The organism is Neobacillus sp. B24 (assembly GCF_055381825.1).
The window spans coordinates 94,398-118,093 of record NZ_AP035777.1 but is presented as its reverse complement, the minus strand read 5'-3'; the positions used below and the strand labels follow the sequence as shown (position 1 = coordinate 118,093).

At 44.8% G+C, this 23,696-nt stretch carries 21 protein-coding genes, 2 rRNA genes and 1 other annotated feature; of the genes, 1 reads left to right on the top strand and 22 read right to left on the bottom strand.

What is annotated here, in order from left to right:
- Nucleotides 1-73: 73 nt before the first annotated feature.
- The 17 genes from rplK to clpC all read right to left on the bottom strand — a co-directional run bounded on the left by rplK (nucleotide 74) and on the right by clpC (nucleotide 15,775).
- On the bottom strand, nucleotides 74-499 hold the full coding sequence (gene rplK, locus ACZ43M_RS00615; RefSeq protein ID WP_042453928.1) for a 50S ribosomal protein L11: 426 nt from the start codon (nucleotides 497-499) through the stop codon (nucleotides 74-76).
- Between the two features lie 203 nt (nucleotides 500-702).
- The gene (gene nusG, locus ACZ43M_RS00610) at nucleotides 703-1,236 is read right to left on the bottom strand and encodes a transcription termination/antitermination protein NusG (RefSeq protein ID WP_464505598.1); all 534 of its coding nucleotides are present in this window, start codon (nucleotides 1,234-1,236) and stop codon (nucleotides 703-705) included.
- A gap of 163 nt (nucleotides 1,237-1,399) precedes the next feature.
- A complete protein-coding gene (gene secE / locus ACZ43M_RS00605; RefSeq protein WP_464505597.1) occupies nucleotides 1,400-1,582 on the bottom strand; it encodes a preprotein translocase subunit SecE in 183 nt (60 codons plus the stop codon).
- Nucleotides 1,583-1,609: 27 nt separating this feature from the next.
- Nucleotides 1,610-1,756, bottom strand: a complete 147-nt coding sequence (rpmG, locus tag ACZ43M_RS00600) for a 50S ribosomal protein L33 (RefSeq protein ID WP_464505596.1) — start codon at nucleotides 1,754-1,756, stop codon at nucleotides 1,610-1,612.
- Nucleotides 1,757-1,863: 107 nt separating this feature from the next.
- Complete coding sequence (gene sigH / locus ACZ43M_RS00595) at nucleotides 1,864-2,514, bottom strand: RNA polymerase sporulation sigma factor SigH (RefSeq protein WP_464505595.1); 651 nt, start codon at nucleotides 2,512-2,514, stop codon at nucleotides 1,864-1,866.
- Between the two features lie 69 nt (nucleotides 2,515-2,583).
- Complete coding sequence (locus tag ACZ43M_RS00590) at nucleotides 2,584-3,093, bottom strand: NYN domain-containing protein (RefSeq protein WP_464505594.1); 510 nt, start codon at nucleotides 3,091-3,093, stop codon at nucleotides 2,584-2,586.
- Nucleotides 3,094-3,096: 3 nt separating this feature from the next.
- Complete coding sequence (rlmB, locus tag ACZ43M_RS00585; protein ID WP_464505593.1) at nucleotides 3,097-3,840, bottom strand: 23S rRNA (guanosine(2251)-2'-O)-methyltransferase RlmB; 744 nt, start codon at nucleotides 3,838-3,840, stop codon at nucleotides 3,097-3,099.
- A gap of 1 nt (nucleotide 3,841) precedes the next feature.
- Nucleotides 3,842-4,261 (bottom strand): Mini-ribonuclease 3, encoded by a 420-nt coding sequence (locus tag ACZ43M_RS00580; RefSeq protein WP_464505592.1) that lies wholly within the window; start codon nucleotides 4,259-4,261, stop codon nucleotides 3,842-3,844.
- A gap of 4 nt (nucleotides 4,262-4,265) precedes the next feature.
- Nucleotides 4,266-5,663 carry a cysteine--tRNA ligase gene (gene cysS, locus ACZ43M_RS00575; protein WP_464505591.1) on the bottom strand — a complete coding sequence of 466 codons (1,398 nt, stop codon included), beginning with the start codon at nucleotides 5,661-5,663 and terminating at the stop codon, nucleotides 4,266-4,268.
- Nucleotides 5,644-6,318, bottom strand: coding sequence for a serine O-acetyltransferase (cysE, locus tag ACZ43M_RS00570; protein WP_464505590.1), 675 nt, complete (start codon nucleotides 6,316-6,318; stop codon nucleotides 5,644-5,646). The genes cysS and cysE overlap by 20 nt, the downstream gene beginning before the upstream one ends.
- 63 nt (nucleotides 6,319-6,381) lie before the next feature.
- Nucleotides 6,382-6,630, bottom strand: a binding site (T-box leader).
- A 39-nt stretch (nucleotides 6,631-6,669) separates the two neighbouring features.
- Nucleotides 6,670-8,133 (bottom strand): glutamate--tRNA ligase, encoded by a 1,464-nt coding sequence (gltX, locus tag ACZ43M_RS00565; protein ID WP_464505589.1) that lies wholly within the window; start codon nucleotides 8,131-8,133, stop codon nucleotides 6,670-6,672.
- A gap of 71 nt (nucleotides 8,134-8,204) precedes the next feature.
- Nucleotides 8,205-8,687, bottom strand: coding sequence for a 2-C-methyl-D-erythritol 2,4-cyclodiphosphate synthase (ispF, locus tag ACZ43M_RS00560; protein ID WP_464505588.1), 483 nt, complete (start codon nucleotides 8,685-8,687; stop codon nucleotides 8,205-8,207).
- A gap of 18 nt (nucleotides 8,688-8,705) precedes the next feature.
- Nucleotides 8,706-9,386: a 2-C-methyl-D-erythritol 4-phosphate cytidylyltransferase gene (gene ispD / locus ACZ43M_RS00555; protein WP_464505587.1), complete on the bottom strand. Its 681-nt coding sequence runs from the start codon at nucleotides 9,384-9,386 to the stop codon at nucleotides 8,706-8,708.
- Between the two features lie 28 nt (nucleotides 9,387-9,414).
- The gene (locus ACZ43M_RS00550; protein ID WP_464505586.1) at nucleotides 9,415-10,503 is read right to left on the bottom strand and encodes a PIN/TRAM domain-containing protein; all 1,089 of its coding nucleotides are present in this window, start codon (nucleotides 10,501-10,503) and stop codon (nucleotides 9,415-9,417) included.
- Between the two features lie 191 nt (nucleotides 10,504-10,694).
- On the bottom strand, nucleotides 10,695-11,768 hold the full coding sequence (disA, locus tag ACZ43M_RS00545; RefSeq protein ID WP_464505585.1) for a DNA integrity scanning diadenylate cyclase DisA: 1,074 nt from the start codon (nucleotides 11,766-11,768) through the stop codon (nucleotides 10,695-10,697).
- A gap of 3 nt (nucleotides 11,769-11,771) precedes the next feature.
- Nucleotides 11,772-13,154 carry a DNA repair protein RadA gene (gene radA / locus ACZ43M_RS00540; protein WP_464505584.1) on the bottom strand — a complete coding sequence of 461 codons (1,383 nt, stop codon included), beginning with the start codon at nucleotides 13,152-13,154 and terminating at the stop codon, nucleotides 11,772-11,774.
- 179 nt (nucleotides 13,155-13,333) lie between these two features.
- Nucleotides 13,334-15,775, bottom strand: a complete 2,442-nt coding sequence (gene clpC, locus ACZ43M_RS00535) for an ATP-dependent protease ATP-binding subunit ClpC (protein WP_464505583.1) — start codon at nucleotides 15,773-15,775, stop codon at nucleotides 13,334-13,336.
- A 164-nt stretch (nucleotides 15,776-15,939) separates the two neighbouring features.
- Between clpC and ACZ43M_RS00530 the strand changes: the two genes are divergently transcribed.
- A complete protein-coding gene (locus tag ACZ43M_RS00530) occupies nucleotides 15,940-17,376 on the top strand; it encodes an IS6 family transposase (RefSeq protein ID WP_464503290.1) in 1,437 nt (478 codons plus the stop codon).
- Nucleotides 17,377-17,625: 249 nt separating this feature from the next.
- On the opposite strand, the gene ACZ43M_RS00525 is transcribed toward ACZ43M_RS00530, so the two are convergent.
- The 5 genes from ACZ43M_RS00525 to ACZ43M_RS00505 form a co-directional block, all read right to left on the bottom strand.
- The gene (locus ACZ43M_RS00525) at nucleotides 17,626-18,702 is read right to left on the bottom strand and encodes a protein arginine kinase (protein ID WP_464505582.1); all 1,077 of its coding nucleotides are present in this window, start codon (nucleotides 18,700-18,702) and stop codon (nucleotides 17,626-17,628) included.
- Between the two features lie 2 nt (nucleotides 18,703-18,704).
- The gene (locus ACZ43M_RS00520) at nucleotides 18,705-19,253 is read right to left on the bottom strand and encodes a UvrB/UvrC motif-containing protein (RefSeq protein WP_464505581.1); all 549 of its coding nucleotides are present in this window, start codon (nucleotides 19,251-19,253) and stop codon (nucleotides 18,705-18,707) included.
- A 177-nt stretch (nucleotides 19,254-19,430) separates the two neighbouring features.
- On the bottom strand, nucleotides 19,431-19,892 hold the full coding sequence (locus ACZ43M_RS00515) for a CtsR family transcriptional regulator (RefSeq protein ID WP_464505580.1): 462 nt from the start codon (nucleotides 19,890-19,892) through the stop codon (nucleotides 19,431-19,433).
- 591 nt (nucleotides 19,893-20,483) lie between these two features.
- Nucleotides 20,484-20,600: ribosomal RNA gene (gene rrf / locus ACZ43M_RS00510) — 5S ribosomal RNA — on the bottom strand.
- A gap of 77 nt (nucleotides 20,601-20,677) precedes the next feature.
- A 23S ribosomal RNA gene (locus tag ACZ43M_RS00505) occupies nucleotides 20,678-23,617 on the bottom strand.
- Nucleotides 23,618-23,696: the final 79 nt, after the last annotated feature.

Below are 23,696 nucleotides of genomic sequence, written 5' to 3'. Positions count from 1 at the left end.
CTCCCACTAAAAAGGTTGCGAGTATTTAAAAACTGCGCAACCCTTTCATTACAACATAACAGTTTTACATGGATTAGTCTTCGATAACGATACCCATGCTGCGTGCAGTACCTTCGACCATGCGCATTGCTGCTTCAACGCTAGCTGCGTTAAGGTCAGGCATTTTTTGTTCCGCAATCTCGCGTACTTTATCACGCTTTACTGTTGCTACTTTATTACGGTTAGGCTGGCCTGAACCAGACTGAATTCCAGCTGCTACTTTCAAAAGAACGGCAGCAGGAGGAGTTTTCGTAATAAATGTAAATGAACGGTCTTCAAACACCGTAATTTCAACAGGAATGATCAATCCAGCTTGATCTGCTGTACGAGCGTTAAATTCTTTACAGAATCCCATGATATTAACACCGGCTTGACCTAGTGCAGGACCAACTGGCGGCGCAGGGTTAGCTTTACCTGCAGGAATTTGTAATTTAACAACTTTAATTACTTTTTTAGCCACGAGACACACCTCCTTAAAGTCCGTGATGTGGTTAACAGGGTTTCCTTAAATTAGGGAGCCCCCTCCCACTCATCTTGAAGTCTTTATATGAATACAAAGAACTTGACATAAGTCTTGTCCGAGCATCTTGCCCGAGACATACTGACCTATGAAATATTAACATTTTTTAAAATCGATTTCAAGTTTTTTTACAAATAATCGGTTTATATTTTCTCAATCTGCGAAAATTCAAGCTCAACCGGCGTGTCACGGCCGAACATATTAACTAGAACTTTAAGCTTCGCTTTATCCTTGTCCATTTCTTCGACATTACCAGTAAAGTTGGCAAATGGACCTTCCTTGACGCGGACCGTTTCACCAATTTCAAAATTGACATCGAGGCGCTTCTCTTCGACTCCCATGCGTTTAAGGATGAACGTTACCTCTTCAGGAAGCAGCGGCGTTGGCTTGGAGCCTGACCCGGCGGAGCCGACAAACCCTGTTACACCAGGGGTATTCCGTACAACATACCATGAATCATCTGTCATGATAATCTCCACTAATACGTAGCCAGGGAACACCTTGCGTTTTACCACTTTTTTCTTACCATTTTTCAATTCAGTTTCTTCTTCTTCAGGAACAACGACACGGAAGATTTTATCTTGCATGCCCATTGTTTCAACCCGTTTTTCCAGGTTGGTTTTTACTTTATTTTCGTAACCCGAGTAAGTGTGAACTACATACCAGTTCTTTTCCATTTATGAGGACTAAATGAGTCCGTCCCTCCCTAAAAATATATTTTTTTAAAGTTTCAGCACCGAGGAGCTTCCGCTTTTTTTGCAAATTAAAAAACCCGCAACTGACGGGTTTTTAGTTAAAATTTCCTTTGTTATTTTCCATTATACCATGAACTAACGGCTATTATTCAAGAATTAAGCGAATCAATTCCGAAATACCCAAATCCAACACCGCGAAGAAAATCGCGAAGAAAGCAACAGTCGAAACAACAGTAATGGTCGAACGAGTCAGTTCACCGCGCTTTGGCCAGCTTACTTTTCTCATTTCACGAATAATATCACTAAAGAATTTCTTTATGCGAGACATTTAAGTAACCCCCAACGATTGCTTGGTCTATTTTGTTTCTTTATGAATGGTATGAGACCCGCAAGTTTTGCAGTATTTTTTTATTTCCAATCTTTCCTGTTTTTTGTCGTTGCCGGCTGTCGAATAATTTCGTGAGCCGCACGTTTCACAGGCAAGCACTATTTTTTTATTCATAATTTTTCACCTGATATATCCTTAAAAATGTAACATGATGCCAAATCAATGTCAATAACATTCAGAACGAGATTCAAATAAATGCCATACTTTTAAAGCGGATACATTTATAGCGAAAATTCCCGAATTTCCAGGTATCGTTCTAATTTCCGTTTGACGCGCTGCAATGCATTATCGATCGATTTGACATGGCGGTTCAATTCTTCGGAAATCTCCTGGTATGACTGTCCATCTAAATAGAGCGCCAATACCTTTCGTTCCAAGTCGCTTAATAATTCAGTCATTTTTACTTCGATATGGTCAAATTCTTCTTGGTTGATAATCAATTCCTCCGGGTCAAGCACCTTTGCCCCGGATAATACATCCATAAGTGTCCGATCTGATTCTTCATCAAATATGGGCTTGTCCAATGAAACGTAAGAATTTAACGGAATATGCTTTTGCCTTGTCGCTGTCTTAATCGCCGTAATAATTTGGCGGGTTATGCAAAGCTCGGCAAACGCTTTAAAGGAAGTAAGCTTGTCCTCACGAAAGTCGCGAATGGCCTTATATAGACCAATCATGCCTTCCTGGACGATATCTTCTTTATCGGCACCAATCAGAAAATAGGATCTTGCTTTGGCACGCACAAAATTCCGATACTTATGAATTAAAAAATCCAACGCTTCACCGTCACCTTGATGAACCAAATCTACAATTTCTTCATCCTCCATGACAAAGATTTGTTCATTCATTTTTGTTCCGAAGTCCGTACTCAAATTAGATCCCCTCCACCGAACAAGCATAGATACTAATAGTATACATTAGAAAAAATTTGAAGTACAGGCTTACTTCTGCCCTCTGCGCCACTTTTCAAAAATTTCTGCCATTTCTTCGCTAATCGGTATCTTGGCAAAAGGTTTCTTTTCTTGAATCTTTTTTACTTTCCGCTCAATATTTTTTTCAATGGAAGACATTTCGATTTCCAGTTCTCTGGCAGATTTCCGCAGTGCCCCTTGTCCAAAAATCTGCCATTGCTCTGTAAAATCGGAAGTCGCAACGTGAATTTGCGTTTTCCGATTGCTCAGGCTGATTGCCAATTTCTCAATCCGTTCATCAGCCGATTCATTTTCCTTTGTAAAAATAACCTCTACCTGATGATTTTTATACTTTTTTTCTGTCCCTTTTACATAATGGGCATCGAACACGACAATGACGCGGTAACCGGATATGGCTTGGTACTCGGCCATCCTTTCAACTAAGCGATCCCGCGCCGCCGGCAGGTCGCGATCTTTTAATACTTTCAGTTCCTGCCATGCCCCAATAATGTTATATCCGTCCACAAGCAGGATATCCATATGCTATCCTTCCAGGCTATGCCGTTTCCGGTATACCTCATACATTAATAGCGCTGCCGCAACAGATGCGTTTAAAGACGTTACTTTCCCGGCCATAGGCAAATGGATGAGAAAATCACATTTATCGCGAATTAACCGCCCCATTCCTTTTCCTTCACTGCCAATGACTAGACCAAGCGGCAAGGTGCCATCAAGTCTGCGGTAATCATCCTTGCCCTTGGCATCGGTACCGGCAATCCATACCCCGCGCTCCTTCAATTCATCGATTGTCCGGGCCATATTTGTCACCCGGACAACCGGGATGTATTCAATTGCTCCAGTCGATGCTTTTGCTACCGTTGCTGTTAATCCAACGGCCCTGCGCTTAGGAATGATAATACCATGAGCTCCAACCGCATCCGCTGTCCTCATGATTGAGCCAAGATTATGAGGATCTTCAATTTCATCCAATAATAAAAAGAAAGGAGATTCATTTCTCTTTTCAGCAGCAGCAAACAGGTCGTCCAACTCCGCATATTGATAGGCAGCGACATAAGCAAGTACACCTTGATGGTTTTGCTCGGTGATTTGATCAATCTTTTTCTTTGGAACAAATTGGACAAGCACATTTGTTTCTTTTGCCAGCCCGATAATCTGCTGCATCTGCCCGTGCTGTGACCCTTCAGCAATAAGAATTTTATTGATGTCCCGCCCTGATTTTAAGGCCTCGATTACCGGATTTTTGCCAACGATATAATCCTGATTCATACTAACGGCCTCCTTTCTGTTGATCTACGTAGGTAAGAGCTTGAGAAATAAGCTCTTCGAGGCGCTCGGTTTCTTCTGATAAAAATAAATACCCCATCAACGCCTCGAATGCTGTGCTGTATCGATAGGTTTGCACATCCGTATTTTTTGGTACTGTACCAGATTTGGCATTGCGGCCCCGCATGACCACAGCTAATTCTGTTTCTGTTAGCAGCCCATTATCCATCATTTGAAATACAATTTGGCATTGTGCTTTTGCCGAGACATATTTGGTCCCTTCCCGGTGCAGCTGGTGGGGTCTGACTTGCCCGCTGTACAGCAGGTGACGCCGGACATATGTCTCGAATATGGCATCACCCATATAGGCAAGCGCCAGACTATTTAATTGCTGAACATTAACTGTGTTTTCATAATCAAGCATTGAATTAGCCTCTTTTCCACCTTGTACCTTGCGGAGTATCTTCTAAAATGATATTCATGTCCTTTAATTGATCACGGATTCTGTCAGCTAATTGGAAATTGCGATCCTTTCGTGCCTGAATTCGCTGCTCAATCAAAGCATCAATTTCTTCATCGAGCAATTCTTCACTTTCAAGGGTCAGCCCAAGGACAGCAAACAATTCTTCAAATTGTGCTGTAAAGGCATCGATGACTTCCACTGCTGTATTTTTTTCCATCAGATAATAGTTGGCGAGCTTCGATAATTCGAATAACACCGAAATAGCCTTGGCACTGTTAAAATCATCATCCATCGCCTCGATAAATTCAACGCGATGAGAGCTGATTTTTTCAAACCATTCTTGGTTGTCTTGTGTTAAATTTGCACTAGCCCGGCGGCGGTGCTTTAGGTTCTCATAAGAGGTCTTTAAGCGTTCCAGCGCTGCTGTAGTACTTTCCAATAATTCCTGACTATAGTTGATTGGATTGCGGTAGTGAACCGACAGCATAAAGAATCGTAATACCTTCGGATCAATTTGCTTAATGATGTCATGGACTAATACAAAGTTGCCGAGTGACTTGGACATTTTTTCATTATCGATATTAATATAGCCGTTGTGCATCCAATAGCGGGCAAAAGTTTTTCCGCTTAAAGCCTCAGACTGGGCAATTTCATTTTCATGGTGCGGGAAGGTTAAGTCTTGACCGCCAGCATGAATATCAATTGTTTCCCCAAGATACTTTTTCGCCATCGCCGAGCATTCAATATGCCAGCCAGGCCGTCCCGGACCCCAAGGGCTATCCCAGGAAATTTCGCCTTCTTTCGCTGCTTTCCAAAGAGCAAAGTCAAGGTCATCCTGCTTTTTCTCGCCGACCTCAATTCTGGCGCCAATTTGCAGGTCATCAATAGACTGGTGGGAAAGCTTGCCGTACTCTTCAAAACGGCGGGTACGGTAATAAACGTCCCCTTCCGATTCATAGGCATAGCCTTTTTCAATTAATTGGCTGATGAACTCAATAATGATGTCCATATTTTCCATTACGCGCGGATGGACATCCGCCTTTTTGCAGCCTAGCGCAGACACATCTTCAAAATAGGCGTCGATAAACCGATTAGCAATGGTCGGTACATCTGATTGAAGTTCATTGGCAGCCCTGATTAATTTATCATCGACATCAGTAAAGTTTGATACATATTTAACGTCATAGCCACGGAATTCTAGATAACGGCGGACTGTGTCGAAAACAATTGCCGGACGGGCATTTCCGATATGAATATAATTATAGACAGTCGGACCGCAAACATACATTTTTACTTTTCCTTCTTCAAGCGGTACGAATAGTTCTTTCTTTCGTGTCATTGTATTAAAAAGTTGAATGGCCATTGACTTTAGTCCTTTCTTCTTTCAAATATGCCAGTTCATTTCGCAACTGGTCCAATTCTGTTTGCATTTCTTTGAGGCGGTCTGCTACCGGGTCCGGCAGGTCACAATGGTTGAGGTCACGATTGACATTAATGCGTTTGCCGTCCTGTACGACAACCCGTCCCGGAATCCCCACCACGGTAGAGTTTGGCGGTACTTCTTTTAACACAACCGAACCGCCGCCGATTTTGGAGTTTTCCCCGATGGTAATCGAGCCAAGCACCTTGGCCCCGGTGGAAATCAGGACATTGTCCTTGATGGTCGGGTGCCGCTTGCCTTTTTCTTTACCTGTACCGCCTAAGGTTACCCCTTGGAATACAGTTACATTATCGCCAATTTCGCAGGTTTCCCCGATGACAACCCCCATCCCATGGTCGATAAAAAATCTTCTGCCTATTTTTGCCCCCGGATGGATTTCAATTCCGGTTAGGAATCGGCTTATTTGTGAAATTGCGCGTGCCAGGAAAAAAAACTTGCGGTTATATAAGGCATGTGCAATCCGGTGCCACCAGACAGCATGCAGACCGGAATAGGTCAAGATGACCTCCAAGTAAGTTCTGGCCGCCGGATCTTGCTCAAATACTACTTCAATATCTTCCTTTAATCGCTTGAACATCTCCATTCCCCCTTTTATTACCCAACCCTCTTTTTTAAAAATAAAAAACGCCCCTGTCGGATCGACAGAGACGCTTACTCGCGTGGTTCCACTCTGATTAGGCCAAATCCGATTGCAAAAATAAGTATGCAAAGGACTGTTATAGCCTCACTCTTCCCTGTTAACGGATGGTTCCGCCCAAATCTACTCAAAGATTTCGAAATGGGGCTCAGAGGGGCACTTCAAAAAGTGAGCGGCCTGAACCACTTTCAGCCGGTGATGGTTCTCTCTTTTAAGCATCATTTTTCTACTTTTCCTCATCGACACTTTAGCCTGTATAAAATACTTATAAATACTATATTACATTTTTCTCTAGTTGTTAACTAATAATTTGCTAATTCTTTTTTGGACTTTCTCACGACCCAGCAGCTCGATCGATTGAGGCAGGTCCGGGCCATGCGTTTGGCCTGTTACAGCGGCACGAATCGGCATAAATAGATTTTTTCCTTTTTGCCCGGTGGACTTTTGCACGGCCTTCATCGCCGCTTTAATTCCATCAGCCTCGAAAGCCTCAAGGTTTTCCAATTCCTCTGAAAATGCTTTTAATACCTGTGGAACAGTTTCCCCTGAAAGCACTTCTTTGGCATCCTCTTCATAGTCTGCATCTTCTTTAAAGAACATATCCGAAAGCTCAACAATTTCGGCTCCAAAGCTCATTTTTTCCTGAAGCAGGGCAACTAGACTATGCACCCACTGACGTTCAGCTTCAGTAGGGTTTTCACTAACGCGGCCGGCCTTAATTAAGTGCGGCATCGCTAGCTCAACAACCCGCTCAACTTCAACCTTTTTCATATATTGGTTATTCATCCAAGTGAGCTTCTGCTGATCAAACAATGCAGGTGACTTGGACAGACGGTCGGCATCGAAAATTTTGATAAATTCATCTCTGGTAAATAGTTCTTCTTCGCCTGCTGGCGACCAGCCAAGCAAAGTAATAAAGTTAAATAATGCCTCAGGCAGATAACCTAACTCTTCGTATTGCTCGATAAATTGGATAATCGATTCGTCACGCTTGCTCAACTTTTTCCGGCTTTCATTGACAATCAGCGTCATATGGCCAAAAATCGGTGGTTCCCAGCCCAATGCCTCATAGACTACCAGCTGTTTTGGTGTATTGGAAATATGATCATCGCCGCGCAGCACATGAGTGATTTCCATCAAATGATCGTCGACAGCTACGGCAAAATTATAGGTCGGGGTTCCATCCTTTTTCGCAATGACCCAGTCGCCCATTCCCTCGGACTCAAAGGAAACAACACCTTTGACCATATCATCGAATGTATACGTTTTTCCTTGAGGAACAGCAATACGCAAGCTTGGCCGGCGGCCTTCATTTTCGAACTGGGTGCGCTGTTCTGCAGTCAAATGACGACACCGGCCGGAATAATGCGGGGTTTCGCCCTTTTCCATTTGAGCTTCACGCTCTGCCTCAAGTTCTTCCTCTGTACAATAGCACTTATAGACTTTATCGGATTCTAACAATTGCTTGTAATAACCCTCATAAATATCATTTCGTTCCGATTGACGGTACGGTCCGTATTCGCCGCCGACATCGACACTTTCATCCCAGTCCATGCCCAGCCATTTTAAATATTTTAATTGGCTCTGTTCGCCGCCTTCAATATTCCGCTTCTTGTCGGTATCTTCAATGCGGATGATAAATTTGCCGCCCTGGTTGCGTGCAAATAAATAATTAAACAGCGCAGTTCTGGCGTTTCCGATATGTAAATGTCCGGTCGGACTCGGAGCATATCTTACACGTACTTCGTTTGCCATCGTCATGTCACTACTTTCCAATTGGTTTTCATACTGCATTATTTTAACACGATGATATCAAGTGATAAAGGTTAACTGCCGGTCTTTTTTAGCAATACCACAGCCTGAGAGGCAATGCCTTCACCGCGGCCGGTAAAGCCCAGTTTTTCGGTGGTGGTTGCTTTAACATTAATTTGCTCTACATCCGCTTCGAGAAGTTGTGCTATCCGGGCCCGCATTTGCTCAATATACGGCGCCATCTTTGGTTTCTGCGCAATGATGGTGCAATCGGCATTCACAAGCTCATACCCCTTCGATTTTACCAGCTGCCAGACATGCTCCATCAGTTTGGCGGAGTCGGCATCTTTAAAGTCCGGGTCGGTATCGGGAAAATGCTTGCCGATATCTCCTTCACCTATCGCTCCAAGACAGGCATCGGAAACCGTATGTAATAACACATCCGCATCAGAATGACCAAGCAGTCCCTTTTCATAGGGAATAGTAATTCCGCCAATAATAAGCTGACGTCCTTCTGTTAATTGATGGACATCAAAGCCCTGTCCAATACGAAACATGATAATAACTCCTTTTGTCTATTTTCTCTTTTTTAAAATCGCTTCTGCGAAAAATAAATCTTCCGGGGTTGTCAGTTTGATATTATCATAATCCCCTTCGACGATGGACACAGAATGTCCAAGCCGTTCAACCAAGCTAGCATCATCCGTCCCAAGGAAGTTATCCTTTTCCGCCTGCTCATACGCCTCTCGGAGCAACGAAACACGAAAAGCTTGCGGGGTTTGTACCGCCCACAAGCTTGAACGTTCGACAGTTTCCACTACTTTACCGCCAACTACTTTTTTCATCGTATCCTTTGCCGGTACTCCGATGATAGCCGCGCCCGTTTCGCGCGCTGTTTCAAATAGGCGGTGGATCTGTTCCATTTGGATAAATGGTCTGGCGGCATCGTGGACAAGGACAATACCTTCGGACTTGACCGTTTTCAGCGCATTAAAAATGCTGTGCTGCCGTTCCTTGCCACCAGCGGCTAAGCCCTTTACTTTATGAATGTTGTATTTTTTTAGCATCTCTTTACATTCGGGCTCGTCCTGCGGATGCACCGCAAGAATGATCCCTTCGCATGCCTCGTCTGCTTCAAATACCTTTAATGTATGAATTAAAACAGGCACTTCATTTAGTTCGAGAAAAAGCTTATTTCTCCCTGCACCCATTCGCTTTCCCTGGCCAGCAGCCGGGAGAATGACCTGGTAAGTCATAGTAATACCCCACTCTATTTATATCTATCTACAACGCTTTTTCTAACAGTTTCGGTTTGGCAAAAATCATTCTGCCTGCAGAGGTCTGAAGAACACTTGTTACGAGGACTTCAATGCGCTTACCGATGTATTCTCTGCCTTCTTCCACTACAATCATCGTTCCGTCATCCAAGTAGGCAACGCCTTGATGATACTCTTTTCCATCTTTAATGACCTGAACTGTCAATTCTTCACCCGGCAGGACAACTGGCTTGACCGCATTGGCCAAATCATTGATATTCAGGACAGAAACATTCTGCAATTCACATACTTTATTTAAATTAAAATCATTCGTGACAAGGACACCGTTTGTCAGCTTCGCCAGCTTTACAAGCTTGGAATCGACTTCGGCAATCTCTTCAAAATCGCCCTCGTAAATTTCCACCTTAATGGCCAACTCTTTTTGGATCCGGTTTAAGATATCCAACCCTCTTCGGCCGCGATTTCGCTTTAACACATCGGAGGAGTCGGCGATATGCTGCAGTTCCTCAAGGACAAATTGAGGAATCACAATAATTCCTTCCAAAAACCCGGTTTGACAAATATCAGCGACCCGGCCGTCAATAATTACGCTGGTATCCAATATTTTCAGACCTTTATTTTCAGGCTTTTCAGCTTCCTCTTCGGCATTCTTCTTCTTATTCCCGCCTTTGCCGAACAATCCGATTAGCTCATCACGCTTTTTGAAGCCAACCTGGAAACCTAAATAACCAAATAATAGAGTTAATAGAATCGGTGCTACCTCATTGACAATTGGCACTTGAACCGCATTGAGCGCAAAGCCGATTAAAAAGGCCACCAATAACCCAAAGATTAACCCTAGACTTCCAAATAACACATCCGTAACAGGAACTTTCACAAGAGAATCTTCTGCCCATTTAATGAAATTAAACACATAATCTACTGCCCAAAAGGTAATAAGATAAAAAATAATAGCACCTAAAATAGCAGCAACATACGTATTATTGACCGCTTGTATGTCATCCACATGAAGAAGAGTGAACAATTGCGGCAATAACCAAATCCCAAGCGTACCACCCATAATGAGGAAGCAGGCCTGCACAATTCGTTTTAACATTTCTTCACCTCCTCTATTAATTATAAACATATTCGTAAAATTGAAACGTTGATTTTGTGATTATTTTTCCAAAATGTAACCATCTTGAAACAAGGTTGTTATACTTTCATAGGGTAGCATTGAAAAATATTAGTGTCAAATTAATTAAAGTTTTTAATTTTAACATAGCAAATGCATTCTTTCAATCTTTTTTAGAGATGCCGATCAGTGTATAACCGCTCTCTAATCAACTTAAAGCCCTCTTTAATTTTTTTTGCCCGGACCTCGCCGATCCCCTCGACATCGTCCAGTTCTTCTACCGTGGCTGTGATAATATGCGGCAAATGTTGAAAGGAATTAATCAGATTTTCAATGATGACCCCGGGAAGCCGCGGGATTTTGTTTAAGATTCGGTAGCCGCGCGGATGTTTATTTTCGTCGAGATGGACGTAGCCGAGATAGCCCATTAATTTTAATAACGTCACGTCATCAAAGCTGCCACTATATGTTAATGCCTGCATCTTCCTCAGCACCTCGCCCGGCTTAATTTCGCGGTTGAAGGCATAGTCCTTGATAATCATCATGATTTCATTCTCGAGTTCGGTCAGTATTTCGTTCATTTGCAGCCGGATCAGCCGGCCTTCTGTCCCAAGTTCGTACAGGAATGCCAGCAATTCATTTTTGATTTTTAACACCATTTCAAACCGATGCAGCACGAGCAAAAAGTCGTTATAGGTGACCGACTCCTCAAATTCCAAAATGCTTAAATTGGTGATGCTCTGTTCAAGAACAGACTTGTATTTTTCCAGAGTTTGAATTGCCTGGTTCGCTTTCGTTAAAATGACGGCGATATCCTTCAAGGCATAGCGGAAATTGCCCTGATACAACGTAATGACATTTCTCCGCTGCGAGATGGCAATGACAAGCGCCTTCGTTTGTTTCGCCACACGCTCAGCCGTCCGGTGCCGCATGCCTGTTTCCGATGATTGGATATTCGAGTCCGGGGCAAGTGAGGCATTGGCAATCAAAATCTTATTGCAAGTTTCGTTTAGAATAATCGCCCCGTCCATTTTTGCCAATTCATATAAAAAGCTCGACGAGAATGGGCAATTAATCTCAAAGCCGCCCTCGACAATACTTTTCACTTTCTCGTTATATCCAATCACAATCAGACCGCCGGTATTAGCCCTAAGAACATTATCAAGACCCTCGCGAAGGGGTGTTCCCGGCGAAACCATTTGCAATACGTCACTGACGGATGGCCCCTCTGGCTTTTTATGCTCCATTAACTATCCCCCCAATGCTGCTTGTAATGCCTCGCTGACCGAGGAAACGCCGATTAATTGAACACCATTTGGTGCGCTCCACCCTCCCAAATTATTAGCTGGCAGAATGACCCGCTCAAATCCCAGTTTAGCTGCCTCCTGGACCCGCTGCTCAATTCTTGATACCCGTCTGACTTCTCCAGTCAAGCCGACTTCTCCAATAACGCAGTCTGTTGGCCGCGTAGGTTTGTCACGAAAGCTAGAGGCAATGCTGACGGCTACCGCTAAGTCAATGGCTGGTTCATCTAGTTTTACTCCGCCAGCTACTTTTAAGTAGGCATCCTGATTGGCGAGCAGCATGCCAACCCGCTTTTCCAGCACCGCCATTAATAACGGCACACGGTTGTGATCGATGCCGGTGGCCATTCTTCTTGGATTACCAAAACTGGTCGGCGAGATTAGCGCCTGAATTTCAACAAGGACCGGGCGAGTTCCTTCCATTGAGGCGACAACAGTTGAACCTGCCGCACCGCGTGACCGCTCTTCGAGGAAAATTTCCGAAGGGTTTTCTACTTCTTCCAGGCCAACTTCCTTCATTTCAAAAATGCCCATCTCATTTGTTGAGCCAAAGCGATTCTTCACTGCCCGTAGTATTCGATACGTATGATGCCGCTCCCCTTCAAAATATAGAACAGTATCGACCATATGCTCGAGCAATCTTGGGCCGGCAATCGAACCCTCTTTTGTGACGTGACCGACAATAAAAATGGCAATGCCTTTTGTTTTGCCAATCCTCATTAATTCAGACGTACATTCGCGTACTTGAGATACACTCCCTGGTGCTGATGTCACTTCAGGATGATAAACAGTTTGGATTGAGTCAATAATCACAAAGCTTGGATTGGTATTTTCAATCGTTATATTGATTTCTGCGAGGTTGGTTTCTGCATAGACAAACAGATTTTCCGAGGTAATGTTTAGCCGTTCTGCCCGGAGCTTTGTTTGCCGCAGCGATTCTTCTCCGGATATGTATAGTACTTGATGACCTTTATCCGCCAGCTGCGAAGAAACCTGGAGAAGAAGCGTGGATTTTCCGATTCCCGGGTCACCCCCAATTAGCACCAATGAGCCCTTCACAACTCCGCCGCCCAAAACCCGATTTAATTCATTTAAATCGGTATGAATTCTTGGTTCGCTAACCATTTCAATCGAGGTGATGGGAGTTGGTTTGGACAGCACTGCCGAACCTCCTTGCGAATGAGCGAAGGCCCCGCGCCGATTACCGCCTGTTACCTCTACCTCTTCGACCATCTTATTCCACTGGCCGCAGCCTGGGCATTTTCCCATCCATTTTGGCGACTCATAGCCACATTCCTGACACATAAATTTTGTTTTTCTTTTTACCATAGCAGTTCTTCCTCTCTTGACGCTCAAAAACATACAAATCAAAACTCGCCGATTGGCGAGTCCGTTAGGACGAAGACAGAAGCGTAGTTGAATTTAGCAAAAAAGAGGTACACGGTTCATCCTTATTAACGTGTACCTCTTGTCATTGGTTTCAGTGTTTCGAAAAAATCTTTTAAAACTTATTTGGCTAAGCTGGTTTTCTCCGCTGTTCTGACAACAAACTCGCCATTTTCCACATCGATTGTAGCTTTTTGCCCTGTCAACAGTGTCCCCTTTAGCAGCTCTTCGGATAACCGGTCTTCAATATGCTTTTGAATCGCCCGGCGGAGCGGTCTAGCCCCGTATTCAGGGTCATAGCCTTCTTCGGAAATTTTGGTTTTTGCTGCCGGAGTCAGATCGACATCGATGTTTTGCTCTCTTAAGCGTTTAATAAGCTGATCAGACAATAGCGTCACGATTTCATCAAGATGCTTTTTCTCCAATGCATGGAAGACAATAATTTCATCAATTCGGTTCAGGAACTCTGGACGGAATGCCCGCTTGAGTTCTTCCATAACCTTACCTTTCATGTCCTTATAGTCTTGCACTGTATCCTGAATATTAAATCCGACATATTTATTTCGTCTTAACGCTTCGGCACCAACGTTGGAAGTCATGATTAGAACAGTGTTGCGGAAATCGACTGTTCTGCCTTTAGAATCAGTTAAACGTCCGTCTTCAAGCACCTGCAGTAAAATGTTAAACACATCCGGATGTGCTTTTTCAATTTCGTCAAGCAGGATGACAGAGTACGGCTTTCTGCGCACCTTCTCTGTTAACTGTCCGCCTTCTTCATAGCCGACATAGCCCGGAGGCGAACCGACAAGTCTTGATGTCGAATGTTTTTCCATATACTCGGACATATCGATCCGAATCATTGCATCTTCATCGCCAAACATGGCTTCCGCAAGGGCGCGGGCCAACTCGGTTTTCCCGACACCGGTAGGACCAAGGAACACAAACGAACCAATTGGACGCTTTGGATCCTTTAAGCCTGCTCTTGCCCGGCGGACTGCTTTGGATACAGCCTTGACCGCTTCTTCTTGGCCGATCACCCGTGAATGTAAAATTTCCTCAAGGTTAAGCAGCTTGGCGGTTTCAGTTTCTGCAAGCTTGGAAACCGGAATTCCCGTCCAGCTAGAAACGACACTGGCGATATCCTCTACTGTCACCTCATTATTCTCTTTGCCCTGCTTTTCCTTCCAGCTCTTCTTCGTTTCCTCAAGCTGTTCGCGCAAGCGCTGCTCGGAATCCCTTAGCGATGCAGCTTTCTCGAATTCCTGGCTTTGAACAGCCGCATCCTTTTCTTTGCGAACTTCTTCAAGCTTCACTTCAAGCTCTTTTAAATTTGGTGGTGTAGTATAAGAGCGGAGTCTAACCTTTGACCCTGCTTCATCAATTAAATCAATGGCCTTATCCGGCAAGAACCGATCGGAAATATAACGATCTGAAAGCTTAACTGCTGCCTCAATGGCTTCATCCGTAATAGAAACCCGGTGGTGCGCCTCATAGCGGTCACGTAATCCTTCTAGTATTTGTATCGATTCCTCAGCTGTCGGTTCATCAACACGAATTGGCTGGAACCGGCGCTCAAGTGCAGCATCTTTTTCAATATATTTACGGTATTCATCAAGGGTAGTTGCCCCAATACATTGGAGCTCACCACGGGCAAGCGATGGCTTTAAGATGTTCGAGGCGTCAATTGCCCCTTCAGCTCCACCGGCGCCAATTAACGTGTGCAGCTCATCGATAAACAGAATGATATTACCAGCCTGGCGAATTTCATCCATTACCTTTTTCAAACGGTCTTCAAATTCACCGCGATATTTGGTTCCTGCAACAACAGTTCCCATATCAAGCGTCATGACACGCTTATCACGCAGGATTTCCGGGACTTCATTATTGACTATTTGTTGAGCAAGTCCTTCAGCAATCGCTGTCTTCCCTACCCCAGGCTCACCAATTAATACCGGGTTATTTTTCGTCCGACGGCTAAGTACTTCAATGACCCGCTGGATTTCCTTGCTGCGGCCAATAACCGGATCCAAGCTGCCTTCACGCGCAATGGCTGTCAAATCACGAGCAAGGCTATCAAGTGTCGGTGTGTTGGCACTTGCAGCCCCTCCGCCCTGATGTCCACCGGACTCGTTGCTTCCTAGTAATTGCAGTACCTGCTGCCGTGCCTTGTTTAGGCTGACGCCAAGATTATTAAGAACGCGGGCGGCAACTCCCTCGCCTTCACGAATTAAACCTAGGAGAATATGCTCGGTTCCCACATAGGAATGACCCAGTTTGCGGGCCTCATCCATGGAAAGTTCAATGACCTTTTTTGCTCTTGGAGTGTAGTGGATGATTTGTGAGGCCTCTTGCCCTTTGCCAATTAAATTTTCTACTTCTTTTTGGATTTTTTCGGCTCCAAGGCCAAGACCATAAAGGGCCTTCGCCGCAATCCCTTCGCCTTCGCGGACCAATCCTAGCAAAATATGCTCAGTACCTATATTATTGTGCCCAAGTCGAATTGCTTCTTCCTGTGCTAAAGCAAGCACCTTTTGTGCTCTTTCAGTAAAACGGCCGAACATCATACTATCACTCCTCACCTGATTTTCGTATTGTAAAAACTTTTATAAGAAATAGGCTATAGAATCCTATTATAGAGGGCTTTATAAGCAAAAAAATTGCCACCCCCTTAAATCTAAGGATAATTGAGGTTACCACACTCTCAACAACCTAGATAGGAAGTGACAATTTGTACCCTCAAATTATAACCTATTTATTAACTTTTATTAAGTACCAAGAACAAATAATTCGAACATTACTTACCCTTCTTATTGGGAAGGGGATGTTTGAAAAGCCTGAGGAAAAACCTGTAAATAAACCTTATCGTAAACTCCAGGTGGATGATCTTCCGATCATCGAAACCATTCAGAAACTTGATTACCGAAGCCTCCTAACCGAATACCTGGAGAAGAACGGTAAACAACTAAAACCTGTTCAAAGGCGTTCGAATACAAAGGCATGTGTGCCCAAGTCAATGAAATGTCCGCAGTGTGGTGCTCCAGCGGATTATCTTTATGCCAATAATGGAGGCAAAGGACAGTTTCAATGTAAGGTGTGTGCCTGTCTTTTCAATGATAAAAATCGCTATTCGAAGGAGGCTATTTTGAAGTGTCCTCATTGTTCTAGGACCCTTGAGAAAGTCAAAGAGCGAAAAGACTTTGACGTGTACAAGTGTAAAAATAATGACTGTTCCTACTACCAGCAGAAACTGAATGGCATGTCTGCGAAAGAGAAGAAACAGTTTAAAAAGGATCCACAAGCCTTTAAATTAAGATATATCTTCCGGCAGTTCCACATTGATTTTCAGCCATTGTCAAAGGCTTCTCCTAAGAAACCAAAGGTTGACTTGGCCAGGCTTTATGTGTCGCCACATACATTGGGGCTTATTTTAACCTATCACGTTAACTATGGCCTTTCGGCCCGGAAGACAGCTGCACTCATGAAAGATATCCATGGTGTTTCTATATCGCATCAAAGCATTTTAAATTACGAGAACGCAGTTGCATTAATCCTTAAACCTTACGTAGACCACTATCCCTACGAGCTTTCTGATCAGTTCTGTGGGGACGAAACCTATATTAGGGTTCAAGGTCGTTGGCATTACTTGTTCTTCTTCTTTGATGCGGTAAAAAAGATCATTCTGTCTTATCCAGTGTCAGCAAATCGAGATACAGCGACAGCAATCCGTGCCATTGATGATGTCCTAATGAAATTTAAAGAGATTCCGGAAGATCTTACATTTGTGGTGGACGGCAATCCGATATATCTCTTAGCCCAACACTTTTACGCCCAGCATGATATTCACTTTGACATTACTCAGGTCATTGGGCTTACCAATGAAGATCCTGTATCAAAGGAGTATAGGCCTCTCAAACAAGTGATTGAAAGACTCAATCGCACATTTAAGGGCAATTATCGCTCAACACACGGGTTTGGGTCCGAACATGGGTCTGTTTCGTTTGTGACGCTTTTTGTGGCTTACTTTAACTTTTTACGGCCTCACTCAGCGTTAGAAGGTAATGTGCCAGTGGTTAATCCAGAGCTCTTACTGCGACCGAATATGCCTGCACGCTGGACTAAATTAATAGGTTTAGCTCAAGATTGGATCATTGAACAAACAGTCTAACTTTTTGTTTAGCAGAGCCCTTGAACCCACTAGCAACCGGCGAAGCGAACTCTTGACAAACCGAACTTGCCAATGGTTTAAAATGGAAATACCAAGGGCTATTTGGCATGCCTTCTTTTTGTCCCCGTCGCCCTTGATAAAGGAATCTCAAACCATTGGCGTGTTTGTCAAGAGCGGTTGCGGGGCCGACGCACCCAATATGTGGAAAGGAACCTAACCCCTTAAGGAGTTTTCATAGAACTTTTGACACTACCCTGATTTTTCAGATTCCAGTTGGAATCGTTCTCGAATTAATGCTGCTCTTCTTATATCCCTTTCATGCGGCCTTAATGGTCCGCCGGCATACTGCTGTAGAAAACCCGGTTGGGTTAAAATCATTAACTCATTTAATATCGTTTTGGAGATATTTTTGATGTATCCCATGTCAATCCCCAAACGAACATCTGATAAACATCTTGCAGCTTCTTTTGATTCAATGATCCGGCAATTGGTTAAAACCCCTAAGGAACGAAACACTCTATCTTCTAATTGTATGTTAGAAGTTTTCCGTAATGCTTCCCGCGCCGACCTTTCTTGTGAAATGATCTGGCTGACAACCCCCATTAAGTCGCGGCAGATATCCTCTTCCGCCTTTCCGAGTGTAATCTGGTTGGAAATTTGAAAAATGTTCCCCAGCGCTTCACTTCCTTCACCATAAATTCCTCGTACGACGAACCCCAATTGATTTATCGCAGGAATAATCCGGCTGATTTGCTGCGTTAATATTAACCCCGGCAAGTGCATCATTAACGATGCCCGGAGTCCGGTTCCAACGTTAGTAGGACAACTTGTCAGGTAACCCAGTTTTTCATCAAATGCATATTGGAGATGCTGTTCAATCCAGTCATCAATCTCATTGGCCGCTTCCAAGGCTTGCGCCAATTGCAAGCCAGGAAACAAGCACTGGATCCGAATATGATCTTCTTCATTAATCATTATACTGACTTCTTCGTTTTCCGATAATAAAACGGCCCCATGTGGTGAGTCCTCTGACAAATTTGGGCTAATTAGGTGTTTCTCCACTAATACCCGCTTTTGCAGCGGCTGCATTTCATCGATTTTCAACAGTTCCAGTTTCCCGAACTTTGGCAGTGTTCCCTTTTGAAGCAGATTTTCCATATCTGAAATGATCTGTTTTGCTTCCTCATGAGAAAAAAGTGTCGGGAAGTTATAGGCCTCCAGATTCCGCGCCAAGCGAATCCGCGAGCTTAGGACAATATCGGAATCGGGTCCTTCCTCACTCATCCAGGAGCTGACCGCCTGATTTAAAAAACGTTCGAGCGACATCGCTACTCCCCTCCCTCAAGGCTACCTGTCAACCTTTTTTCAAGTTGGCGAATTTCATCGCGAATTCGTGCCGCCTGCTCGAACTCTTCGCGGATGATTGATTCTCTTAAGTTATGTTTCAGTTCCTCAATTTGCTTACGAAGGTGGATACTGCCGCCAATTCGCTTTGGTATTTTTCCATTATGAGTCCAGTTACCGCCGTGAAGGCGCCTTAGTACCGGTTTTAGCTGGTCTTGAAAGGTTTCATAGCAATGAGCACAGCCAAACCGGCCCACTTTTAAAAATTGCGGAAAGGTCATCGAACAATGATGACACTGCAGGATTTCCTCCTGATGGAACGGACTTTTACTAGGCTGTTGAAACGTTGGGTCAATGTTTAGTAAACCGGCTAATAGATTATTAAAGGAAAAGCCCGATTCCCCATTAAACATAAACATTTCACCTTTTTCCTGGGCGCATTTTTCACACAGGTGCACTTCTGTTTTTTCACCGTTAATAATTTTTGTAAAATGAAGCGCTGCAGGCCGTTGGTTGCATTCCTGGCAATTCATTTTCCTCACCTCTGTAAAGGGCATGTGGTTTTGCAGCTGATTATTTAGATACTCGACCAGACATACCCCGGATACTTATTTAGCTAATATGAAATTATAAAATTTTATAATTTCCTAACGCATAAATTCAACTACGCCTCTGTCTTCGTCCTAACGGACTGGCCAATCGGCAAGTTTTCATTTATATTTCAAAGATGTTAACATTGCTTTTAGCATTCTTGCCCGCAATTCATCCCGGTATGGGAGGTCAATATAGAGCACGGAGCGATCAATAACAGACAGCATGATTTTGGCTTCCCGTTTTGTGATGATTTCTTCCTGGACAAGACGAGTGATTACATCCTCCGCACTTGCCTGTGCCACTCGACCGTGAATAAGCGATAGTAAGTGATCGATTAAATCGGCTGAATCATGTGATTCTACTTTTATAATCCGGATATAGCCGCCTCCGCCCCGTTTGCTTTCAACGAGATATCCGCGTTCAATTGTAAAGCGAGTGTTGATTACATAATTAATCTGCGAAGGAACACATTGAAATTTATCAGCCACTTCACTGCGTTTAATTTCAACGATATCCTCTTCACTCATTTCTAAGACTTGTTTCAAGTATTTCTCGATAATATCGGAGATGTTTCTCATTCCGGCTGCGCACCCCCTGTCATCATCTGACTTTGACTATATTTGACATTAATTATACTCAAATTCATGGTGAGATGCAACGATTCACTACTTTATGATTTTCTCCAAATCTTGCGGTTACGAAACGTGGGGATAGTGGGAAAAAACTACTATTTCGTTTAGGATTGGGCACAAAATAATGAATTGAGGGGGGACAAAATGAAAACAATTGGTATATTCCTCAAATATGAGGTGATTGGCGAAGGTGAAGAGGGAAAACATCGGGTATTCTTCATGAATCGGTTCTATTTGCGTATTTCGGGAGCATAAACGGCTGGGTTACTGCTCCAATAGACTCTATTGGCGTAATTTACATGTGGAAATTAGGTGATTTTGTTCAATAAAAATAGACTTAAAAAATTATATCCGCGGTTTTTCTCCGGATATCCGCGAAAAACAAAATATATCCGCGTTAATTTGATTTTTTCCGCGAAAAAACAAATATATCTGCGAAAATCCCAATATATCCGCGAAACTCCTTTTTTCAAAGCCAATTACCTTTTTTAAAAGGACACAAAAAAGACAACCATTTTTTCAGGTTGTCTTTTGTTTGCCCGGCAACGTCCTACTCTCACAGGGGCGCTTGCCCCAACTACCATCGGCGCTGAGAAGCTTAACTTCCGTGTTCGGTATGGGAACGGGTGTGACCTTCTCGCCATAGTTGCCAAACTATTCTTTTGAGGTTTCATTCCCTCAAAACTAGATAATGCAGAAGAAGTTTCAGTAAACCGAATAATCATTTTGACTTGGTTAAGTCCTCGATCGATTAGTATCAGTCAGCTCCACATGTCACCATGCTTCCACCTCTGACCTATCAACCTGATCATCTTTCAGGGATCTTACTAGCTTGACGCTATGGGAAATCTCATCTTGAGGGGGGCTTCATGCTTAGATGCTTTCAGCACTTATCCCGTCCGCACATAGCTACCCAGCGATGCCTTTGGCAAGACAACTGGTACACCAGCGGTGCGTCCATCCCGGTCCTCTCGTACTAAGGACAGCTCCTCTCAAATTTCCTGCGCCCACGACGGATAGGGACCGAACTGTCTCACGACGTTCTGAACCCAGCTCGCGTACCGCTTTAATGGGCGAACAGCCCAACCCTTGGGACCGACTACAGCCCCAGGATGCGATGAGCCGACATCGAGGTGCCAAACCTCCCCGTCGATGTGGACTCTTGGGGGAGATAAGCCTGTTATCCCCGGGGTAGCTTTTATCCGTTGAGCGATGGCCCTTCCATGCGGAACCACCGGATCACTAAGCCCGACTTTCGTCCCTGCTCGACTTGTAGGTCTCGCAGTCAAGCTCCCTTGTGCCTTTACACTCTACGAATGATTTCCAACCATTCTGAGGGAACCTTTGGGCGCCTCCGTTACTCTTTGGGAGGCGACCGCCCCAGTCAAACTGCCCACCTGACACTGTCTCCCACCCCGATAAGGGGTGCGGGTTAGAATTTCAATACAGCCAGGGTAGTATCCCACCGACGCCTCCACCGAAGCTGGCGCTCCGGTTTCTCAGGCTCCTACCTATCCTGTACAAGCTGTACCAAAATTCAATATCAGGCTACAGTAAAGCTCCACGGGGTCTTTCCGTCCTGTCGCGGGTAACCTGCATCTTCACAGGTACTATAATTTCACCGAGTCTCTCGTTGAGACAGTGCCCAGATCGTTACGCCTTTCGTGCGGGTCGGAACTTACCCGACAAGGAATTTCGCTACCTTAGGACCGTTATAGTTACGGCCGCCGTTTACTGGGGCTTCGATTCAGAGCTTCGCTTTTAAGGCTAACCCCTCCTCTTAACCTTCCAGCACCGGGCAGGCGTCAGCCCCTATACTTCGCCTTGCGGCTTCGCAGAGACCTGTGTTTTTGCTAAACAGTCGCCTGGGCCTATTCACTGCGGCTCATCACAGCTATTCACCGTAATGAGCACCCCTTCTCCCGAAGTTACGGGGTCATTTTGCCGAGTTCCTTAACGAGAGTTCTCTCGCTCACCTTAGGATTCTCTCCTCGCCTACCTGTGTCGGTTTGCGGTACGGGCACCTAATATCATCGCTAGAGGCTTTTCTTGGCAGTGTGGAATCAGGAACTTCGGTACTATATTTCCCTCGGCATCACAGCTCAGCCTTTGTGAGAAGCGGATTTTCCTGCTTCTCAGCCTAACTGCTTACACGCGCATAACCAGCAGCGCGCTTACCCTATCCTCCTGCGTCCCCCCATCACTCAAACGATAAAGAGGTGGTACAGGAATATCAACCTGTTGTCCATCGCCTACGCCTTTCGGCCTCGGCTTAGGTCCCGACTAACCCTGAGCGGACGAGCCTTCCTCAGGAAACCTTAGGCATACGGTGGACGGGATTCTCACCCGTCTTTCGCTACTCATACCGGCATTCTCACTTCTAAGCGCTCCACCAGTCCTTACGGTCTAGCTTCAACGCCCTTAGAACGCTCTCCTACCGCGGACACCAGACGGTGTCCACCCACAGCTTCGGTGATACGTTTAGCCCCGGTACATTTTCGGCGCAGAGTCACTCGACCAGTGAGCTATTACGCACTCTTTAAATGGTGGCTGCTTCTAAGCCAACATCCTGGTTGTCTAAGCAACTCCACATCCTTTTCCACTTAACGTATACTTTGGGACCTTAGCTGGTGGTCTGGGCTGTTTCCCTTTTGACTACGGATCTTATCACTCGCAGTCTGACTCCCACGGATAAGTCATTGGCATTCGGAGTTTGTCTGAATTCGGTAACCCGATGAGGGCCCCTAGTCCAAACAGTGCTCTACCTCCAAGACTCTTACTACGTGAGGCTAGCCCTAAAGCTATTTCGGAGAGAACCAGCTATCTCCAAGTTCGATTGGAATTTCTCCGCTACCCACACCTCATCCCCGCACTTTTCAACGTGCGTGGGTTCGGGCCTCCATCCAGTGTTACCTGGACTTCACCCTGGACATGGGTAGATCACCTGGTTTCGGGTCTACGACTACATACTATGACGCCCTATTCAGACTCGCTTTCGCTGCGGCTCCGTCTTTTCAACTTAACCTCGCATGTAATCGTAACTCGCCGGTTCATTCTACAAAAGGCACGCCATTACCCATGAATGGGCTTTGACTACTTGTAGGCACACGGTTTCAGGTACTATTTCACTCCCCTTCCGGGGTGCTTTTCACCTTTCCCTCACGGTACTGGTTCACTATCGGTCACTAGGGAGTATTTAGCCTTGGGAGATGGTCCTCCCTGCTTCCGACCGGATTTCACGTGTCCGGCCGTACTCAGGATCCACTCAGGAGGGAACGAAGTTTCAACTACAGGGCTTTTACCTTCTACGGCTGGCCTTTCCAGGCCGCTTCATTTACCCCGTTCCTTTGTAACTCCATGTTGAGTGTCCTACAACCCCGAAAGGCAAGCCTTTCGGTTTGGGCTGTTCCCGTTTCGCTCGCCGCTACTCAGGGAATCGCGTTTGCTTTCTCTTCCTCCGGGTACTTAGATGTTTCAGTTCCCCGGGTCTGCCTTCCATACCCTATGTATTCAGGTAAAGATACTGCTCCATTACGAGCAGTGGGTTCCCCCATTCGGAAATCTCCGGATCAAAGCTTACTTACAGCTCCCCGAAGCATATCGGTGTTAGTCCCGTCCTTCATCGGCTCCTAGTGCCAAGGCATCCACCGTGCGCCCTTTCTAACTTAACCTAAAAGGTTTTACTCTAACATTCATTAGAGAGAAAAACTAAAATGGCGATCACTCGGTTTTTACTTGGTTACTTCTTCT